Source organism: Bacteroides sp. D1 (assembly GCF_000157095.2).
Classification (GTDB): Bacteria; Bacteroidota; Bacteroidia; order Bacteroidales; family Bacteroidaceae; genus Bacteroides; species Bacteroides xylanisolvens.
The window spans coordinates 259,879-278,904 of record NZ_JH114339.1; the positions used below are offsets into that span (position 1 = coordinate 259,879).

The 19,026-nt window shown below is 39.9% G+C and carries 18 protein-coding genes and 2 pseudogenes; 9 read left to right on the top strand and 11 right to left on the bottom strand.

The genetic code is table 11. The features are described 5' to 3' along the window. From BSAG_RS25625 to BSAG_RS13385, 4 genes and pseudogenes are all read right to left on the bottom strand, one after another. Positions 1-914 (bottom strand): annotated as a pseudogene (locus tag BSAG_RS25625) (restriction endonuclease); the annotation flags it as partial. Then, positions 911-1,195: pseudogene (locus BSAG_RS13400) on the bottom strand (type I restriction enzyme endonuclease domain-containing protein); the annotation flags it as partial. The pseudogenes BSAG_RS13400 and BSAG_RS25625, both read right to left, overlap by 4 nt. Before the next feature lie 32 nt (positions 1,196-1,227). After that, positions 1,228-2,304, bottom strand: coding sequence for a YhcG family protein (locus tag BSAG_RS13395; protein ID WP_004316539.1), 1,077 nt, complete (start codon positions 2,302-2,304; stop codon positions 1,228-1,230). A 465-nt stretch (positions 2,305-2,769) separates the two neighbouring features. Beyond that, positions 2,770-5,547: an AAA domain-containing protein gene (locus BSAG_RS13385; RefSeq protein WP_004316537.1), complete on the bottom strand. Its 2,778-nt coding sequence runs from the start codon at positions 5,545-5,547 to the stop codon at positions 2,770-2,772. 249 nt (positions 5,548-5,796) lie between these two features. Here BSAG_RS13385 and BSAG_RS13380 point away from each other — a divergent pair, with 249 nt between their 5' ends. Both BSAG_RS13380 and BSAG_RS13375 read left to right on the top strand, forming a co-directional pair. Further along, on the top strand, positions 5,797-6,837 hold the full coding sequence (locus tag BSAG_RS13380) for an alcohol dehydrogenase (protein ID WP_085929036.1): 1,041 nt from the start codon (positions 5,797-5,799) through the stop codon (positions 6,835-6,837). A gap of 20 nt (positions 6,838-6,857) precedes the next feature. Then, positions 6,858-7,334 carry a low molecular weight phosphatase family protein gene (locus BSAG_RS13375; protein ID WP_004316534.1) on the top strand — a complete coding sequence of 159 codons (477 nt, stop codon included), beginning with the start codon at positions 6,858-6,860 and terminating at the stop codon, positions 7,332-7,334. Between the two features lie 53 nt (positions 7,335-7,387). On the opposite strand, the gene BSAG_RS13370 is transcribed toward BSAG_RS13375, so the two are convergent. Then, entirely contained in the window at positions 7,388-8,191 is an 804-nt protein-coding gene (locus BSAG_RS13370; RefSeq protein WP_004316532.1) for a TrmH family RNA methyltransferase, read from the bottom strand. 951 nt (positions 8,192-9,142) lie between these two features. Here BSAG_RS13370 and BSAG_RS13365 point away from each other — a divergent pair. The 6 genes from BSAG_RS13365 to BSAG_RS13345 all read left to right on the top strand — a co-directional run bounded on the left by BSAG_RS13365 (position 9,143) and on the right by BSAG_RS13345 (position 11,456). Further along, positions 9,143-9,436: a hypothetical protein gene (locus BSAG_RS13365; RefSeq protein WP_008771327.1), complete on the top strand. Its 294-nt coding sequence runs from the start codon at positions 9,143-9,145 to the stop codon at positions 9,434-9,436. Between the two features lie 20 nt (positions 9,437-9,456). Further along, the gene (locus tag BSAG_RS13360; RefSeq protein WP_008771328.1) at positions 9,457-9,636 is read left to right on the top strand and encodes a hypothetical protein; all 180 of its coding nucleotides are present in this window, start codon (positions 9,457-9,459) and stop codon (positions 9,634-9,636) included. 17 nt (positions 9,637-9,653) lie between these two features. Next, positions 9,654-9,986, top strand: coding sequence for a hypothetical protein (locus BSAG_RS13355; protein ID WP_008771329.1), 333 nt, complete (start codon positions 9,654-9,656; stop codon positions 9,984-9,986). A gap of 10 nt (positions 9,987-9,996) precedes the next feature. Continuing rightward, positions 9,997-10,284, top strand: coding sequence for an LPD28 domain-containing protein (locus BSAG_RS13350; protein ID WP_008771330.1), 288 nt, complete (start codon positions 9,997-9,999; stop codon positions 10,282-10,284). Between the two features lie 441 nt (positions 10,285-10,725). Further along, complete coding sequence (locus tag BSAG_RS24945; protein ID WP_139016494.1) at positions 10,726-10,968, top strand: hypothetical protein; 243 nt, start codon at positions 10,726-10,728, stop codon at positions 10,966-10,968. Positions 10,969-11,075: 107 nt separating this feature from the next. Next, positions 11,076-11,456, top strand: a complete 381-nt coding sequence (locus BSAG_RS13345; RefSeq protein ID WP_008771331.1) for a single-stranded DNA-binding protein — start codon at positions 11,076-11,078, stop codon at positions 11,454-11,456. 653 nt (positions 11,457-12,109) lie between these two features. Here the strand turns inward: BSAG_RS13345 and BSAG_RS13340 are convergent. Genes BSAG_RS13340 through BSAG_RS13315 form a run of 6 tightly spaced genes read right to left on the bottom strand, consistent with a single transcriptional unit; the run spans position 12,110 to position 17,691 of the window. Next, positions 12,110-12,508: an FKBP-type peptidyl-prolyl cis-trans isomerase gene (locus BSAG_RS13340; protein WP_008771333.1), complete on the bottom strand. Its 399-nt coding sequence runs from the start codon at positions 12,506-12,508 to the stop codon at positions 12,110-12,112. Position 12,509: 1 nt separating this feature from the next. Then, entirely contained in the window at positions 12,510-13,052 is a 543-nt protein-coding gene (locus BSAG_RS13335) for a GNAT family N-acetyltransferase (RefSeq protein WP_008771334.1), read from the bottom strand. A 10-nt stretch (positions 13,053-13,062) separates the two neighbouring features. After that, complete coding sequence (locus tag BSAG_RS13330; protein ID WP_008771335.1) at positions 13,063-14,952, bottom strand: DUF262 domain-containing protein; 1,890 nt, start codon at positions 14,950-14,952, stop codon at positions 13,063-13,065. Between the two features lies 1 nt (position 14,953). Then, entirely contained in the window at positions 14,954-16,258 is a 1,305-nt protein-coding gene (locus BSAG_RS13325; RefSeq protein ID WP_008771336.1) for a DUF262 domain-containing protein, read from the bottom strand. A 45-nt stretch (positions 16,259-16,303) separates the two neighbouring features. Further along, entirely contained in the window at positions 16,304-17,062 is a 759-nt protein-coding gene (locus BSAG_RS13320) for a hypothetical protein (protein ID WP_008771337.1), read from the bottom strand. Between the two features lie 2 nt (positions 17,063-17,064). Then, on the bottom strand, positions 17,065-17,691 hold the full coding sequence (locus tag BSAG_RS13315) for a recombinase family protein (protein WP_008775662.1): 627 nt from the start codon (positions 17,689-17,691) through the stop codon (positions 17,065-17,067). A 270-nt stretch (positions 17,692-17,961) separates the two neighbouring features. On the opposite strand from BSAG_RS13315, the gene BSAG_RS13310 reads away from it, so the two are divergent. Continuing rightward, positions 17,962-19,026 (top strand): hypothetical protein, encoded by a 1,065-nt coding sequence (locus BSAG_RS13310; protein WP_227035318.1) that lies wholly within the window; start codon positions 17,962-17,964, stop codon positions 19,024-19,026.

The following is a 19,026-nucleotide window of genomic DNA, read 5'->3' on the forward strand; positions in this document are numbered from 1 at the left end:
GCTATGTCACCAGCTTCTGCATCTAAGAAATTCTGGAATACACGACGTTTATTTCCATTGTCATTATATAAAGTGTAAGACTGAATTTCTCCTATGCTCCAATTGGACAAACTCCACATTTGAGGATTAGCATTTAGCCACCAGTAGTGAAGTTTGGAAGTAGGGGGAGTTAAAGGAGGGATGTCTTTTTCTTGCTTTTTTCCTGCTATCTGAAATGTTTTTTGACTTTTTTGATTATTCTTATCTAAGAAGTATAGAAAATCTACAGTAGTAGTTGTCAATTCGAGATCTGGATCACAATTCGGAGTGCGAGTGAGGACATCAGAAAGCATTGCTTTCAGTTCTGTATCTTGTTGCAAAATCCATTTGATTTCATTATATAATTCGTATGCTTGCAATACAGTATTGGGAGTAGCACCTTTTTTGAAGGTGTAACTAGTATTTAAAATTTGAGATACTCGCGAGAATTCCCTTGGTTTAAATATGTAATATCGTTCTGGATATCTAAGCCATAAATAGGTGCTTATTGTTCTATAATCTTGAAAGTGATTTCTCCAAGTGCTTTTGTATTTCTCAAGTATAAAGTCTGATTCTTTAATAAATTTATAAATTCGATCGGAAAGGGGAATATGTTCATTATATAAATCAATAAACATCTTTCTTACATCTTCAGGGGCAACCATTGCGAAATTCTTTATCATGCGTCTAGGAAAATAATGTTGTGCTCCTAGAAGATTTTGAGTTTTCGAAAGAGAAGTTTTAAGCATTTGTGTGAAATCTGGGGACTTGATATCCCAATGGGATTGAAACCAGCTTACTGCTTCCCATTTATACTTTTCATCATTCCAAGAGGAGAAGAAATTTGTCTTATAATCTTTTATTTCCTTCTCTAACTTATTTATGTCTATATTCATAATAGGGTATTTTTATTGTTGTTCTTTGGGGTATAATATTCAACTCTTTCATCTGCCGCCATTGGAGGATATGTTTCGTTATGAAAATCATATTTTCTAGTTTCGTTGAGTAATGAGTTGTAATTATCAGAATCATTATCAGTCCATTGTTCACATTGATGAATAACTGTTTCCAGTGCATTTTCAGCTTCTTCTGGTGGATATTTGTATTTTTTCAGAAGTCTTTTTATCATACGACGCATCCCTGCTCTGGCGGATTCTTTCTTCTGCCAGTCGATTGAGAATTTAGCAGTTTAAATCGTTGGTTTCATTGTTAGTTATCTCTTAATTTAGCTTCTATCTCTTCAATGGTAGGCATGGTACCTTCCACTTTTTCGGGATAGAACTTCTCCAGATCATATTCGGAAATACCCAAAGGTTGGCTGCTCGACTCCAAAGCATACTGAGCTTGTATGCGGTCTTTCTCTTTGCAAATCAGTAAGCCGATGGTTGGGTTATCCCGTCCTTCCTTACGCAGCAAATGATTGCAAGCCACCACATATCCACCTAATTGACCGATGTCGGCAAAAGCAAATTTACCGATCTTTACCTCTACCACTACATAGCAGGAAAGCGAAAGATTATAAAAGAGCAAGTCGATAAAGTTTTCCGTTTCGCCTATTTCCAAACGATATTCTTTGCCCACATAAGCGAAACCTGTACCCAGTTCAATCAGGAATCGAGTAATGTTATTCAGTAGAGCATTTTTGAGCAATCGTTCATTGTAACGCCCAGTTATACCCGTGAAAGCAAAATTATAGGGGTCTTTGGTCAACTCCTGTGCAAGGTCGCTCATCGCATCGGGCAATGTTTTTGTAAAGTTAGTCAGTGCCTTGCCCTGCCGCTCATAAAGGTCGGTGCTAATGAAATTGAGCAGCATACTACGACTCCAGCCGTTCTCCACCGTCTGGTGAACATAGAACAGAGCTTTGTCTATATCGTCTTTCACTTTATCCATTATCAAGCAATGGTGTCTCCATGGGACTTCAAATATTCCACCAACTTGGTGGAATAATTCCGTTTCATTTTTTCCACCAAGTTGGTGGAAAGTTTTCAGAGCATCCTTATATAACAAATAAAACTTCCTACAATAGTAGATATTGCTCTTTGACAAACCAGCTGCATTGGGTATAGCTTCACGTAAATCTTTGCTCAATTGAGTGATAACACTTTCGCCCCAGCGTTCTTCTACGTGCAATTCAACAATGTCACGACCTAAAAGCCAGTTGAATTTCAACTGTTCCACATTTACTTTCACCGCTGCCTTTATTTGGCTTTGACGATAGCGACCGCAAAGGTCTTTCACCCATTGCAGATATTCTTTATCAAGTATGTTTATTGACTTGTTCATTGTAATCTATAATACTTCAGTTGCGTTAATTTTTAGTTCTCCTGACATCAGCTTTGGGAGAAGTGTGTCGCGTAGAATTGTTAACCTAATACTTTCCTGTTCATTTCTTAGTATTTGGTCGAAATACGATTTATTTATCTGCCTATTTTTGTAAAACAGATGATTCTTATTGTTATATGTATTGTATCTTATCCGCATTTTAATTAATGTGTTTACGATGAGATAGTTTTTTGTCATTGTGATTAATGTTTATTTATGTACTCACTTTAAGTTCTTAGAAACTTTTAATGAGGTTGATGCAAAAGTAGAAAATAATTTCCATAGTGCTGTTGTACTTTAAATGAGAAGTAAATGTAGGCATTATTATTGATGTGATTGTTATAGTTGGAGTAAAATTTATTCTTTTGGTTGTTAGAATATGCAGAAACTCCTATTCTAACAAAAAAATGATTTGCAATGAACATTCTAATGCAAGTTTAATACTTCGCTTAACTTATCCTCAATAATTTTCTTCTCATTACTACCAATAGTAGACAATCTCACCAATGGAATTCCGTACAACTCTAAGATACGATCCTTTTTAATATCACGTTCTGACTGACTCGTCCCCGATTTGTGGAATGCATAACCATCCGTCTCAATAGCCAATACCGGTTGTTTGCTCACACGATTGTAAATTAGAAAATCAATATGAGTATTTATATTTGCAGCATATTTGCTTTCCTCTTCATTCAATAAAGAATAATCCTGAATCAACATATAGAGTGGTAAATGGCAAATGATATTCAAATGACGCATATTGATATTTTCTTTCAGGATATCTTCGAGTAAGGCAAATGTAAGATTCTCGGAATCGTATTCGGATATTTTCTTGTGTTTTTTCAAATAGGCAATTCGAGCATCTGTATATTGCTCATATAGATAATCGAATATAGAATGAATCTTACTGGTGGAAACAGTGCCATTGTTATATTCGATATAAGCAATCAAATCGCTGATATTGCAGTCTTTGGGTTGTTCGTTTCCCGATACGACTAAATAGAATTGTGACTTAGCCCGCGAAACAGCAACATTGAGCAGGTTGGGATCGTCGGAAAAGGAAGTGATGACATCGTTGACAGTGGTCATAATGATAGCATCCTTTTCTCTTCCCTGAAATTTATGGACTGTTGCAACATCAATATCCTCTTCAAGTGCGGATTTTACTACATCTACTTGTTTGTTATATGGAGCTATGACGCCAATTTCATCTGTTTCATAAGATAGATTCGGTAGTACTTCCTCTTTGATAACATCTATTTCCCGTTGATTCATGTGACTGCGGGAGTGATTACCTTTGGCTGTCCGTATGGCACAAATGACATCCTCTTCTCCTTTATCACGTGTCATGATGACGAGATCTCCACCGTAAAATTTCTGATTACAGAAGTTGATGATTCGAGGATGGCATCGATAATGTTCCCGTAACAAGGTTTGTGGTACATTCGGAATAACTTTGCAGACGGATTGCAGAAAACTCATATTGGCACAATCATATTCCGGTTTAATCAGGCACGCATTAGCGATAAAGTTTAGCGTTTTCTTATTTTCTTCTGTGATCACGTTGGGAAGTTGCATGGTGTCACCGACAATGATTGCATTTTTAGCACATGACAAGGCTAAAGCTCCGGTTTCAACGGAAACCTGCGATGCTTCGTCCATAATGATATAATCATATACGGCATCTCGTTGTAGACTGCTTAATGATGAAAAGGTCGTACTTAATATAATGGGGTATTCTTTCTGTACCTCTCGCCAATTATTTTTTAGATCAGGGAGCGTAAAGATGGGCTTGTCATGATTATTGCCATAGGTATGAAATAACTGATTCTTTAGATATTTCATTGATGTATCGGCCATTTGTCTAGCCATTTCTGCTGCATCTTTGTTGGCAAGCTCCTTTTCTAATGTGTCTATTTCAACTTCCAGCTCTGCGTACTTTGTTTGGTAGAATAAGATTTGGAAGTCAGCGATAATCAAACTCATCTCCCGTTTATAGAAACCTTTATCGGGGATTTTACAAATCGTTTTGCTCCTGAATTTAAAGAATAACCATTTCAACCGTTGAATAAAAGCTGCTATTCCCCGAAGACTTGATGATTGCTCTTTTTCTGCAAATTGCTGACATTCATTCCATAAATTCAGAAGGTCTGCCGAGCTGGAACTCTTTCGTTGTTTGAGAGTAATTTCTTTTGTTCCGAACTCTTGCAGATAATGTTGCCACTCTATTTTTAAAGCTTGTATTTCCTGTCTTGCCATGGCAAGGCGTTCCTGTTTGGAAAATATGCTTTTTAGTTCTTCTGTCTGATGATGTATCTGATTGAGAAATTGAGGTTGGTCGGCATCCGTATCATGCCATGACTCAAAGTCCTCCGGATATTGTTTTTCCTCTTCTTGAGTTTCGATGAATTTCTCTTTGTTAGCTGTGCTACCAAGCAATGCAACAATGAATCCCATATCGTATTTGGATAACTTCTCAAGTACATTGACGATGGCGGAGTTATTATTAGATACTACCTGAACAGTCTTACCACGCACAAGGATATTGGCAATGATGTTCAGAATCGTTTGGGTCTTTCCAGTTCCCGGAGGTCCTTGCACAACACTGATTTGGTTCTCAAAAGCTGCCTGGACTGCTTTTTGCTGGCTTGCATTACAACCGAAAGGAAAAATCAAGGTTGAGGCAGTCTGGGTCTGCATTTTATATTTTTGAGGATTCAGATATACAGCAATAGCTCTGTTGTTTGCGATGAAATGAATCTTTTCATATTGTTTTGCCAATAGCTTCGTTCCGTCATCAGCTTTCAATTCGTTCGCATCGGCAACTTTCTTCAAATATTCGAATATACTTTTCGAACGACTCTCTCCCAAGCATGATTCGATAATTTCTAAGTCCTTTTCTCTGTAATCATACTCTTTACCATTCAGAAAACGAATGTGCCAATAGCTGTGTGATCCGGCCTTGAAAATAGATAAGGCTTTGATGTTTGATAAAGTTCTTCCTTTACTGATTATTTGATAATTATTGGGGTCCGGTTTGTCCGGATCAGTCAGCCAAAGGACATTTTCTTCTTTATAAGTATACGTACTAGGAACATTTCGGAATACTATCTTATAGCTGTCATCATAATTCTGGCAGCTTTCTATTTCGGGAGTCTTGATTTGACCTTTTATAATAATCAGATTTTCGGAAGTATCTATCATAGGCTTGTGTGTAAATATAATAAGTCGTGCTGCTGTTTTTATTTATTATTTTGGATATAAAAGTAAGAATATTTTCCAGAATATCAAAGCTGAAGTAGAAAAAACAGTGAATGACTTTATTCAGCTTTGTATTGTTATAAATGTAGAGTGAGATTCGGTTTGGGAGTATTGAACGTGATAAAAGAGATTTGTTTTGCCAATGAAATCATTATCTTTGCAAGGTATATATTAATGAACGAGGAGGATATTATGCTTGCATACACATATATTGAACACGGAAAGTTTGAACTGCAGGAGAAAGCGAGACCGGAAATAAAGGATTCACGGGATGCAATTGTACGTGTAACACTTGGTAGTATTTGTACGAGTGATCTTCATATTAAACATGGCAGTGTGCCGCGTGCTGTGCCCGGAATAACAGTTGGGCATGAGATGGTAGGTGTGGTAGAACAAGTGGGACCTAATGTCACTTCGGTGAAGCCTGGTGACAGGGTGACTGTGAATGTTGAAACTTTCTGTGGTGAGTGTTTTTTCTGCAAGCATGGATATGTGAATAACTGTACTGATCCTAATGGCGGTTGGGCTTTAGGTTGTCGAATTGATGGCGGTCAGGCGGAATATGTCAGAGTTCCTTATGCGGATCAGGGTTTGAGCCGTATTCCTGATACTGTGAGTGATGAGCAAGCCTTGTTTGTCGGTGATGTACTTGCAACAGGTTTTTGGGCAGCACGTATCTCGGAAATTACCGAGGAAGATACTGTTCTGATTATCGGTGCCGGACCTACCGGAGTTTGTACTTTGTTATGTGCGATGTTGAAGCACCCTAAACGTATTATTGTCTGTGAAAAGTCTCCTGAAAGAATTCGCTTTGTTCGCGAGCATTATCCTGATGTGTTAGTAACGGAGCCTGAAAACTGCAAGGATTTTGTGATTCAAAACAGTGATCATGGTGGTGCAGATGTTGTTTTGGAAGTAGCGGGGAGTGATGATTCTTTCCATTTGGCATGGGCTTGTGCTCGTCCTAATGCTGTTGTCACCATAGTAGCCCTCTATGAACAGCCGCAGCTTCTTCCTTTACCTGATATGTATGGCAAGAATCTGATTTTTAAAACAGGGGGAGTGGATGGTTGTGATTGTGCCGAGATTCTCAAACTGATTGAGGAAGGGAAGATTGATACTACTTCTCTTATTACACATCGATTTCCGTTGAATGAGATTGAGGAGGCTTATCGTGTCTTTGAAAACAAGCTGGATGGGGTTATTAAAGTAGCTATATCAGGAAATAAATGAAAATTAAATAGAAATCACATATGAAGAATATACTGATAGTGAGCAATAGTGATACGTGTCGCAGTCGTATGGCGCAAGAGATTTTAAACTCGTTCGGTAGAGGTATGAAGATTAGTACTGCCGGTGTTTTGGTTGGAAATTCTGTCCCTGATGTTGTTTGCCAGGTGATGGAACAGAATGGGTATGACTTTTCACGTAGAAAGCCTTGTGATGTTGCGACGTATGCCCAACAGACATGGGATTACGTCATTACTCTTTGCCCAGAAGCGGAGGAAGTGCAAAAGGAAATGCAGGGTGTAGTGAGAAAATATGTTTCTTTTAATTTTGCAGATCCTTTTCGGGGAGGTATTCATGCCGATGATGAACAGGAAGAACGGGTGGTGGCACTATATGACGCTATGCATAAAGAACTGTATGAGTTTTTTCGGAATGAATTAATGGAGAAACTCTTGCCTCGCTGTTCTTGTGGGGCGAATACATATTGTAGGTGTGAGTAGGAATATGAATAGAATCATATATGTGTCTCGTCCGGTGATGATGGCAAAGTTGATTAATCTTTAACACGAAGTTGCCAGAAAGCAATAGCGGATGCGGCAGCTACATTGAGTGAATCTACCCCGTTTGCCATAGGGATGCGGACCACATAGTCCGCCTCGGTAATTGTTTCGTTTCGAAGACCGTCACCCTCGGTTCCCATCACAATGGCTAACTTGGGTTCGGTCGCTAAGATGGGACTATCAATAGAGATTGATTTCTCTGTAAGTGCCATAGCGACTGTGCGGAATCCCAGTTTATGCAATTCATTGGGAGAACCATCCAACCAAGCCCATGGTATCAGGAAAACAGATCCCATTGAAACTCTGACTGCACGTCGGTTCAACGGGTCACAAGAATTGCGTGTCAGTAATATGGCATCTATCCCAAGAGCGGCTGCAGAACGGAAAATAGCTCCAATGTTGGTAGTGTCTACCACACCTTCAATGACTGCGATACGCCGTGCGCCTTTACATATTTCTTCTACACTTTTCGGTGTCGGGCGGTGCATGGCACAGAGGACGCCGCGTGTGAGTATATATCCGGTCAATCTGGCAAGCAGTTCTCTTGCACCCGTATAGACAGGTATATCATCATAACGTTCAATGATATCAGCAGCATCACCAGTGATATGCTTCTGTTCGCATAAAAGAGCTAAAGGTTCATAACCTGCATTTAGAGCTACATTAATAACTTTCGGACTTTCTGCAATAAACAGTCCCTTATCAGACTCGATACGATTACGTAGTTGAGCTTCAGTGAGAGTACTGAATATTTCTATTCTGGGATCAGTTAAGGAATGTATTTCTATAATGGGCATAAGATTTCTTACAACTATCTACTTTATTATATCAAATTATACCAATGATTGCATCTACTTTTTACTTGCCGACGCAGAATGTTTATTTGCCCACGCAAACGATATTTGTGTTGTATAAAGCATTGTATATCAATATGTAAATTTTTGAAGAATATTTTTGGGGGACAAACGGGGGACAAAATTTCGCATACCAAAAGAAAGAAAAACAATAAAACCACTTCCCAAAAAAACGTGTTGAATTGCAAGAGGCACGGTTTGTCCCTCGCAATTATTTTGCTTTGCCTCTCCTCGTCCCTCGGATGTAGAGTTAGATTCTGTATTATTTCAGAAACGCCAAAAGCCATAGTCTTGCATACCAAAAGAAAAAAGCAATAAGACCATTCTCGAAAAAGCATGCTGAAATGCAAGGGACATAATTTGTCCCTCGTTGTATTGTTGTTTGTCCCTCGCTTGTCCCTCGGACGAAAGTTAGGTTTGATGCAGTTACCAATAACGTGAGTAAAGTAATGATTGAATAGGTTTAGTTTGGTTTTTGTATATCTAATCAAGTTCTAAACTAAACTGCTTGATTTTCTCAATTTCTAAACTCTTGATTGCTTTTTCTTTTCGTCAGCAAATCCTCCTTTTTATTCGCTATTGCTTGAAATGCGTTTTGCCGTTTATAGTGCTCCTGTTGCACACCTACTATCCTTTCTCGTCTTCACATCACTTTCGGGTTGGCAGATAAGAATTGTGTCGCAAAGGTATATATCCCGTCTTTCTTCCTTGCAAGGTCAAGCCTATCGGTTCAAACCAAAATCTCCACACTCGGTTTTCAACTGAGGTCGTATTTTGTCTGTGAAGCCTTGCAGGAAGAGCCGGGACACCTTGCAAAGCGACATAATTTTAATCAAACCCGAAAGTAGTTGATGCCAACAGAGGGAAAAGTAAAAAATCAAATCAAAAGCGATTATGGCAAATTATGCGACCAACATCTTCTACGCAAGTACGGAGAACGAGAAAGACCTTGATAAGGTGGAGAACTTTTTGGAAGACACATTTTGCGACTGTTACCTTGACAGGTCGGAAGACAGTATCGAGGGCGAGTTTTCGTCAAAATGGGACTATCCCGAAAAAGAGATAAACAAGATGATTTCTCTTTTGGAGGACAAAGACAAAATCTACATTCGAGTGCTGACACACGAACTATGTAACGAGTATGTGAACTTCCAAGTGTTCTCTAATGGAGAATGGTCATACCGATAACCTTAAAAAACTCACTGACTATGTATTACGAGGACGAACAAGATACGGACATTATCGGGTGCTTATGCACATTACTGACTCCTTACAAGGGGCATACAGAGGGAGAAGTCGTTGGAGACTACGGCAACGAGATAGTGGTAAGGCTCACCAATGGCAAGGAGGTGGTGGAATACCGGGATGAAGTGCTAATCTATGACTAATGGAGGATTGCTTTATGATGACACCAATAGCGACAAGGTTTGTGGATTGGGATATTCCCGAACTTTCAACCCTGCAAGACAGCAAGGTCTATCAATTGAGAGTGCAACTCAATGAGGGTACGCCAATGAGCCGACAACAGAAAAATTGGCTTACGAACAGCGTGAACAGCAACACCTATTTCAAAAGGGCTATTCCGCTAATGGGCTACCGCTTTGACTTCTCTGACGTACTGAAACGCTACTTTGTCAAGCAATACGGACATATAGCCGAATACTATGCTGTGGACAAGACCGCTTTACGGACATTCCTTTGCGGTCGGATTGATGAAATAATTGAGATAACAGATTAAAAGAAAGATTATGCTGTACGATTACAGAAAAGAAAGCAAATCGCCTATGCTTCTGACTTTGGCGAATGGCAAGACCATTGAGGGCGAATTTATTGATTTGCGGATTGCCACCGAAACCTTGCCCAAGGGTAAACTGTGGTATCATATCCGACATACGGACGATGATTGGAGTGAACCAGCCTCTCTGAAAAACGGCTGTGTAGTGGTCAATTTCTGTGGTACATTCATTTGTGACCCTATCATTGATTTCCCTTGTGGCGAGGAACTGGAGATAACAGAATGGTCATACCTGAACTGACCGACATCTGGCAGAATGGCAATGTGGGGCAATGCTCCACATTGTTGTGTCCACGCCATTTGGAAATACATTTCCAATGGCATCAACTTTTATAATTGGAGCTTGCAAGGCAAGCCGTTTTTCCTCTTATATATTCATCTTTGACAGTCAAGTCTCCTTTTGTATATATGGCATTTCATATTTCGCAATGGCGATCGGGCTGCTTTGTTCAACGAGCACCGGACTTCTTGCCATTGTTTTCTTTGCCTTGATTTCTCCGGTTCTGTCGGTAAGGTAGAACGCGACTATTCTCTGGCTTCCGCGATCTTCGTGCCATTCTGTTCTTCGGCTATCCCTTCCATAGCAAAATACCTTTGGCTGTGCAGCGTCATAACGGATTCAGTATTACGGCATCCACATTGAGAGGACATACTGGATTCCTCGTCTCATCACTCTGCTCCTTTGGGATTTACAGCCGAAGCGTACCTGAAACTTTGTGTCTGCGGACGGATGCTGTCCTTTGTCTGCGAACCTTGCTCACTTGTTTATTCACCAATCCATATCGTTACAGCTTTTGGCCGTGTTATTCCTCATTTTTCCGTTGCAAAGTTAGTATGCAGCCGGGTACGGCTGAAAGCCTTGGTCAATGGTGTTGCTTCACAAATCTTCCTTTATCTGGCCGGAGGTTTTGACGGCTTACGCTGACAAAAATAAAGAGTATTTGATTGCTAACCTTGTCGCAACCCTGTAACTGCACTCACTTATATTGGCAGCGTAAAAATAATTTAATTAACAACTTAAAGCATTGTAACATGAAACAGATTGAGAACAATTTCGCAGTATCAGGATTCGTAGGTAAGGACGCAGAAATCCGTCAGTTCGCAAATGCAAGCGTGGCACGCTTCTCATTGGCAGTAAGCCGTCAGGAGAAGAGTGGCGAGGAAACAAAACGTGTGTCCGCTTTCATCAACGTGGAAGCCTGGCGCAACAACGCCAACACCGATTCGCTTGCCCAAATCACCAAGGGTACCCTGCTTACAGTGGAGGGCTACTTCAAACCCGAAGAATGGATTGACAAGGACGGCGTGAAACACAACCGCATCGTCATGGTCGCTAACAAGTTCTACCAGACACCCGACAAGGAAGAAACTCCTGCGGAGCCGGAAAAGAAAACGAAAAAAGGCAAGAAATAACTCCTGCCTCGTTCCGACAAACAAAGCGGCTTCGGTCGCTTTTGTTTTTGCTCGTATGTTTACTTGTCATACATCTATGGGTTGCCCATTATAAGTTTTCACCCATCCCGTCAACGGCTTCTTCTATTTTTCTTCGAGAGACTTGCTCGGCTGCGCAATGTTGCACGTTGCTCCTCTTTCGCAAGACACTCTGCCGAAATCGCCCGATACAAAAAGATTTGCCAACCGCTCCAAGACTTCGTTTTCTCCCGGTAGGCAAAACATTTTGTTATTTATCGGGCTTGCAGAAGAAACTCGTTTACTGCCCGCCCTTTGCTTGGGTTGATATTTTCGACAAGAGGGAGAATTAAATACTGATTTTTAAGTCCCTCGCTATGCCAGACATGAACGACTGTCATAGGCTGCATTCTGTTGGTTGAATCTTACCTGTCCCGCTGGTAGTCGCTTTTGCTCCAGCCTCCGAATATCACTTTCACGATTTTGATGAACACCCACAATCCCAATACTGTAATGATTACGTCTCCCATATCACTGATTTATTTCTGATTACTACTTGTAAAGATACGAAAAAAACGCGACATAAACGAATGTATGGTGTTAAATATCAATATGATGAAGCATTTTTTTTTGAGAGGATGTCATCTGTTCTTGGCCTATGCAATTCCGAAAAGTTCTATCTCGAAGATGAGTGTTGAGCCACCGGGTATGCCGGGTTGCGAGAACTTGCCATATCCCATTTCGGCAGGGATATAAATCTCCCATTTGTCCCCGATACACATCTGTTGCATTGCGATAATCCAACCCTCAATCAGTTCGTTCAGGCGGAATGCAATCGGAGTGCCACCCCGACTGCTGTCAAATTTCTTTCCGTTTATGGTCCACCCGGTATAGTGGGCTGTGACGATACTGCGTGGTGCAGGGTGCTTGCCATCGTTCTTTCCCTTACTGATGACCTTGTAATAGATACCTTTCGGGAGTGGCTTTACTCCCTCTTCTTTGGCTTTCGCTTCCAGCCATTCCTTATTGGCTTGTATGTATTCTTTTTTGCTCATTTTATTTCGGCTTTTTTAATTTGTATATGATATGGGGCATTTCTTTACCTCGGTAAACAACAATATGGCTACTACAAGATTCCATACCAAGCCGTTTTGCCACTCGAATGGAAGCCTTGTTTTCCGGGCGGATACTACAATATACAGCCGGTAATTCCAAGCTGTCAAAAGCATAGGCTATGAGAGATTCGGCGGCTTCTGTCGCGTAACCGTTGTGCCAATATGTGTTGTCAAATATGTAGCCGATCTCAACGACTTCATTCCCGTTCATTGTTGTTTTCATAAGTCCGGCCTGGCCTATCAGTTGTCCGCTTTCTTTCTGTAGAACGGCAAAATATCCGATACCATCTTTGGCATATCGGACGAGCTGTCTTTCTATCCAGTCTTGTACATCATCTTCGCTGAAGCCATGCTCCCAAGCGTACATCACTTCCGGCTTACCCATTATTGTAAGCAAAGTATCAAAATCATCATTGGTAAGTTTGCGGACGAGCAATCGCTCAGTTTCTATAATGTCGGCTTGTATGTAATTACACTTGCTCATATTCAGTAAATCAATCTAATGTTCTGCATGCTGTTTCTAATATGTCAATCATCTCAGCCCCGTGTTCATGACATTGAACCTTAATCCATTTGTCATTTGAACTTTTTTCTATAATATCTCCCATAATGCGAAGTTTCAAACTTCCTTTTTGAACCATTTTGCCATATGACTTCATCTTTGACTCTGGTGAAAGGTTTGAAAACTTTGAATTGACACTTCGAGAAATGATACACAGATTTCCAAATGTATCTTTGTCATCCCATGAGTCAAAAGAACCGTCAGATGGATTTTGTGGATACCAGTGTTCAACAGAGTTACGGAATTCGAATTCAAAATCGCTGTATTTGCTTTTATTATTCTTCCATAACAAGTAATCCAGAAAGTTGAACACGATGTGAGGAGTCGTTACACCAAGTTTGTAGTCCTTTCCATCCAAGAAATTCTCCTTGGTTGCCAGTGCCGCTATGTCTTCAGCCTCGTTTGTTAATAGGGCTACTTCATCATTCTCAAACAGCCATAGAACAAGCTCGGTTATCCAGTGCATGACTTTTGGGGATGTATACGATACTCGAAGCGCAGACTGAATCATTAAACATTCTTTATTGCGTGGAGCATATGTCGTTTCCCATTCTTTTTCATACTTCAACTTTGTATTTGAATAATATGCTTTCTTTTTAGATGCCTGTCCAGATGTGTGCAATTCCTTAAGACTCCATTCGCCCTCTTTGTCTTCGCCAGTATATTCTCTCTTTATGATGAAACTATCAAAAAGATAACGTGTTTGCAACAGATGAATAATTATCATTCTGGCAAAATTTTCTTTGTTGTTCTTGATAGGTTCATTATCTAATGTTCCATATTTAATCACGTTTTCAAAGTCAGCAATCAATTTCTTGTCATCAAGTAATTCGCCCAAATCTTTTTCCAATGACACATCGTAGAAATCCACAAAAACCCTGAGTGCATGAAGCAAGAAGTACGGGAATTCAATGATGCTTTCAAAGCGTATATGAGTATCATCGTCAAGTATGCCATCTACATTGTCAACTTTGAATCTTGGCTTAATGATTTCGTTTATGGTTGCATTATTCTCCGAATCCTCTGTAATTTCTAAACAGTCACTATATTCACTCCATTCATTAGCAGGCCAGCCATTCCACTCTCCACCGAAAATGTTTTCTCTTTCTGTTCGTGAGAAGTGCATTTGAACATAGCCTGTCATATCGCTACAAGCATTCCATATCCGTGAAAATAGTTCTTGTTCCTTTCTATTGTTGAGAAATCTCATGAGCCGGGCTTTAAGGATATCATGCTGTTCTAATTGCTCTCCACGGGTGTTCATTATCTCGAAGTAACGGTTTAAGTCTGTATGTTCAGGCACTTCTATCTTATAGAGAATCACATGTTGCAAACGGGAAACAAATTCATCCTTGTTTAATCCTTTGTCACTCGTAAACTTTTGACGGATTGCTTTTATACCATTAAGGATAGACTGATCTATATTTTCCTCATAATCGGCAGAAGGCTTTTTGTCTGCTAGTATTTGTTGGATATTAGAAAGGGTATATTTAGATTTAGAGCGACAATCAAAAGAGAGAGTCTGTCCTAATTCTCCTTCCAATGCTCCTTCTGATACAAGGTATTGCAATAAAAGAAAAAGTGTTGTAAGACGTTGCTGTCCATCAACAACTTCATACGTTTTAGGTTTATCTTGTACCTTGGAAACAACAAGTGAACCGATGTAATAGTTCTCGGATGAATCAATATCGTTAATATCATCAATTAATTGCGCTATCTCTTTGTCTTCCCACGCATAGGCTCGCTGATAGCGCGGAATTACATAGTGAGTATTTGTATCGAATATTGTTACTTCATCCAATATTTTTAATTCTTCTACCATATTAATTGTATCCATTAAGTTGACGAAGTTGTGCATATAAATTGTTCCAATTTTCACTGGCTGCTTTGTCATCATTTCTCATGTCAAGTCTCATTCCTGAGATTTCAGTATGTCTACGCGCATAAGCAATCATGGATATTACGGGTTTTACATTGCTGTATTTGTCATCTTCTATACCTATGGCATATCTATTAATAGTATCAAAGCCTAAATGCTGCATATCAATTCTAATCATCATAGCCCAAGTAAATAGTTTTTTCACGGCCATGACATCAAAGTTGTGAAAACGGTCGTAATAGCAAAGCAAGGCGCAGAAAAAGAGGTTTCGTGCATGGTTAAGTCCAACTGATGACGATTTGAAAGATTTATCTAATTCTTCTGCTGAATCCACATCTTTTCCGTTTGTAATAATCAGTTCGATATCATGAAATGCTGGATTCGTTACAATTTCTTCTTTTATATTATGCAACATCTTCATATAGTGATCAACCATTTCAAAAAAGTCACTTCCTGAAATGAATGGCTCTGTGAGTAGGAAATAAGGCATGGCTTTGTTGGCTCTGCGCGCGTAAGTGTAACCATACTTCTCTTCAATACCTTTATAGATGTCTATATCAGCAGAAGTGAAATTACCACACTTTCGACATTTTGCCCAATTCCATATCGGGAAAAGGTACAAGTCGAATAACTCTCTGATAGCCTTTGGATCTTTCGATTCCCATTTCACTACGGCATTCTGCATCTCATACTTATCGTGAATCTCTCTAAGATGATAAGCTTTAAGTAAATCATGCGGATATAGCGCACGACCACGTGTGTTTTGAGAATCGAATAATTGGAATGCTTCATCTATTCTATTTACTGTAATCACGACAACTTCTAGAATGTTTTTTAGGGCATCGTTAAAAATGGCCTTCACTGTATCATCAACAGAAGAAAACCACTCTCGGATAGTTGTATAGTTGTCATGTAGATTCTTCTGTGTAATTTTATTTAGAAACTTGTTCTTTAGCAGATTACACGTAAAATCAGAATCTAAATGTAATTTCAATAAAAGGAATGATAGTATGCGCTGCTGTCCGTCAACAATCTCATACTCATTGTTTTCATTTCTATGAAGAATTACTGTACCTATACGATATTTGAAATTAGCGTACTTACGGCTTTCTTCAATACTTTTTTGAGTATCGAGAATGAGTTCTGTTATGTTTTTGTCCGTCCATTTATATGGCCGTTGATAATCTGGAATGATTAGATTCTTCCCTAATAACTTGTCAATAGACCATATGTGTGGTTTGCTATTCATTATTTAAAAACGAATTTGATTGTTACAATAGTTACACAATAAACTTTATTCTTTTGATTCATCAAGTGTTATGTGAACTTTAGAATGTGGGCAAATTCCAGCTTTAAATCCCTTAATCACATCTTTTAATGAGATGCTAAACGAGTCAGATATATAGTGAATGTGCGATTTGTTTCCATATTCTCCTGGTTCATTGCCTAATAACCCCCTTCTGGTTTGATAAAAGCAATGCCAATGTTTCCCATTGTTAAGGATTCGTGCTAAAACAAATTGTGAAACAGTTATTATTTCTTTCATTTGACCATCTGTTAATGATGTCTCTCCATAGTGTTCAATGGTATTTTCATCGCATAGATAAATAAATGATGGTAAATCTGCACCTATATATTTTTTTGGTGTATCTTCAAATCTGTAATTGCTGAATTTGTACCCTTTATCATTGGCATATAAAAAGATTGTAGCGAGTTGTTCTGGTTTTATTGAAATACCCCTTAATAGAGAAATTTGTTCTTTTTTGGATAGTTCTTCTTGAAATAGCAATTTAATATTTTCGGGAATTTCGAGAGAAGTAGCTCTAGCAATTTCTTTTTCAGCTATTTTTTTTGATGCCAACATTATTGCTATTGGATCTTTGCATATCGTGTCTAAATTCTGTTCTTTTAGAACCATTGCTTCTATTGCCGGATAGATTGATTTTGCATGAAAATCAATTAAATATTCTCTCACATTAACGTTTTCTACATCGTCCATGACGTTGGCGATAACATATTTTGAGTCGTTATTGTAAATTTTACTATGTCCCATAATTAGTTTTCTTTATTCTTTCTTTTCCCAAGCGGCCCGCTGAACTTGCCTCGATTGAGTGAAACACCGTATTTATTAAGAATGCGGAACACCGAACTGCGGCTGTTGAATCCACTCACTTTCCAGATGTCATCAATGGAATGCCCGTTATTGTACATCGCCACGATAGTTTTTTCACGTTCCGCCCTGCTGATGTTTTTCTCTTTGGTCGGCTGGTTGATATTCTGTTTCAGATGGATGATGTGGGCTGAAGCCTTGCGCAGCATGGCACATTCCTCCGGCAAAGAACCGAACATCTCCAGTACATCGGAGGCTTTGGTTTCCGGAAACAAATCCCCACGGCTGTCAATCTTGTCGTGAATGGAGACAATCCGAACCACCTTTACCCGGCAGAACTCGATGAATGTCGCCAGCTCACGGGAGCCACGCAGGGCATTGCTGAATTTTGAGACAACCAGCTCGTCCCCACGCTCCAGACTTGCCATCAGTTGTTTCCATTGAGGGCGCAGTTTCTCGTGTCCGTTCTCTTCCTCTATCACTTGTACACAGCCGTATTGCTCCATCCACTTCTTGTCAGTGTCGAAGCCGTCATAACCGGCTGCCTTGAATATGTAACCTACTTTTGCCATAGTGCTGTTCAATGCTAAATGATACCAAGTGCAAAGATACAAAGTTTAATTCGGTTAAAATCATACTCAATAAAATATTTTTCAATTATTATACTTTGTATTTTCACTTGTTACGCTCTTGTTTATTTCGCGGATTATACTCGTAAGTATGAAAAAGAAAATAGATTAAAGTTTTATTTTAGAGTATTATCATACAAACTTTTATACTTAACTTTGCCGCCATAAACCAATAAAAATATCATGTATAAAGGCTTGTTTAAAGTAGAATCAATGCAAAAACCGAAGAGAGGAAACTTGAAATCATACTCAAAGAAATGTGCTTCGTATGCCAAATCTTTTGCCGTATGTTTTGCCATTGTCACATTGGCATCATGCGGAGAAAAGACCGGCAACAGTATGTTTCAGACCGTTAAAAATGCTGCCGATGCTTACAGGTCATACCTGTCCGAGGTGCGAAAGGAAGCAAACCTGCCAACAGACCGTCTGATTGAAAAAGTCAACGACTGGCAGTCGCTTCGAGATTCGGTATCTGCCTGTGTCGCCAAAGACACGGCAAACCGTATTCACGCCAATTACGAAAGCGAAATTCGTGGATTGCACGATTCGTTGCGCATTGAATTTACCCGTCTGGCTCTGGAGAAGCCGAGAACTTTTGCGGATGTGTTGCTCCTCAGAGAGCAGACTTCCCAATACCGGCAAGACACGGAGCTGATGCAGTCGGCAGCGGAAGCGGAGCCGTTTTTCAAACCATTGGATTCCGTCCCGACATATAAAGGCAGTGCCAATGCTGTCGTTGAAAAATACCGAATGTTCCTTTCCAAGACCTTGAAATCCGGAATAAGCGGCAAGAGTGAAATGCTTGCTTTCATAAAGGAAGAGGACAGGCTGTTCCGTTCGTTCCTTGACCATTTGACTGAACTTGCCGATGCCGACCTTTCTGTCATTACGTGCGACACGGAGAAATGCTGCCTGTCGATATTCCAGTCTGCGGAGAATGGCAGGCTCTCTTACCGGGATGCCTTGGTATATACAGCCAGGCGAACCAACCGGAGAATCATACTCAACGCTTTGGCTTGCCGTGATGACATCAACCAAGACAATGTAAAGACCGAAGCGCAGGCAAGGGCTTACGTTTGGATGTTGTTGCAGCCGTATGTTGCCTTGGATGGTTTCAGCGTGGCTATCCTGTCCGATATGGAAAGGACAACACTTCATGCAGTCGCTGACCGGACACCTCAGATGATAGCCAAACTCAACAAGACTGCCGGAACGGACAACGACCAATGGCGGGTATTGCCCGGAGTACTGATCAAGATAATGCTCACATCCATTTGA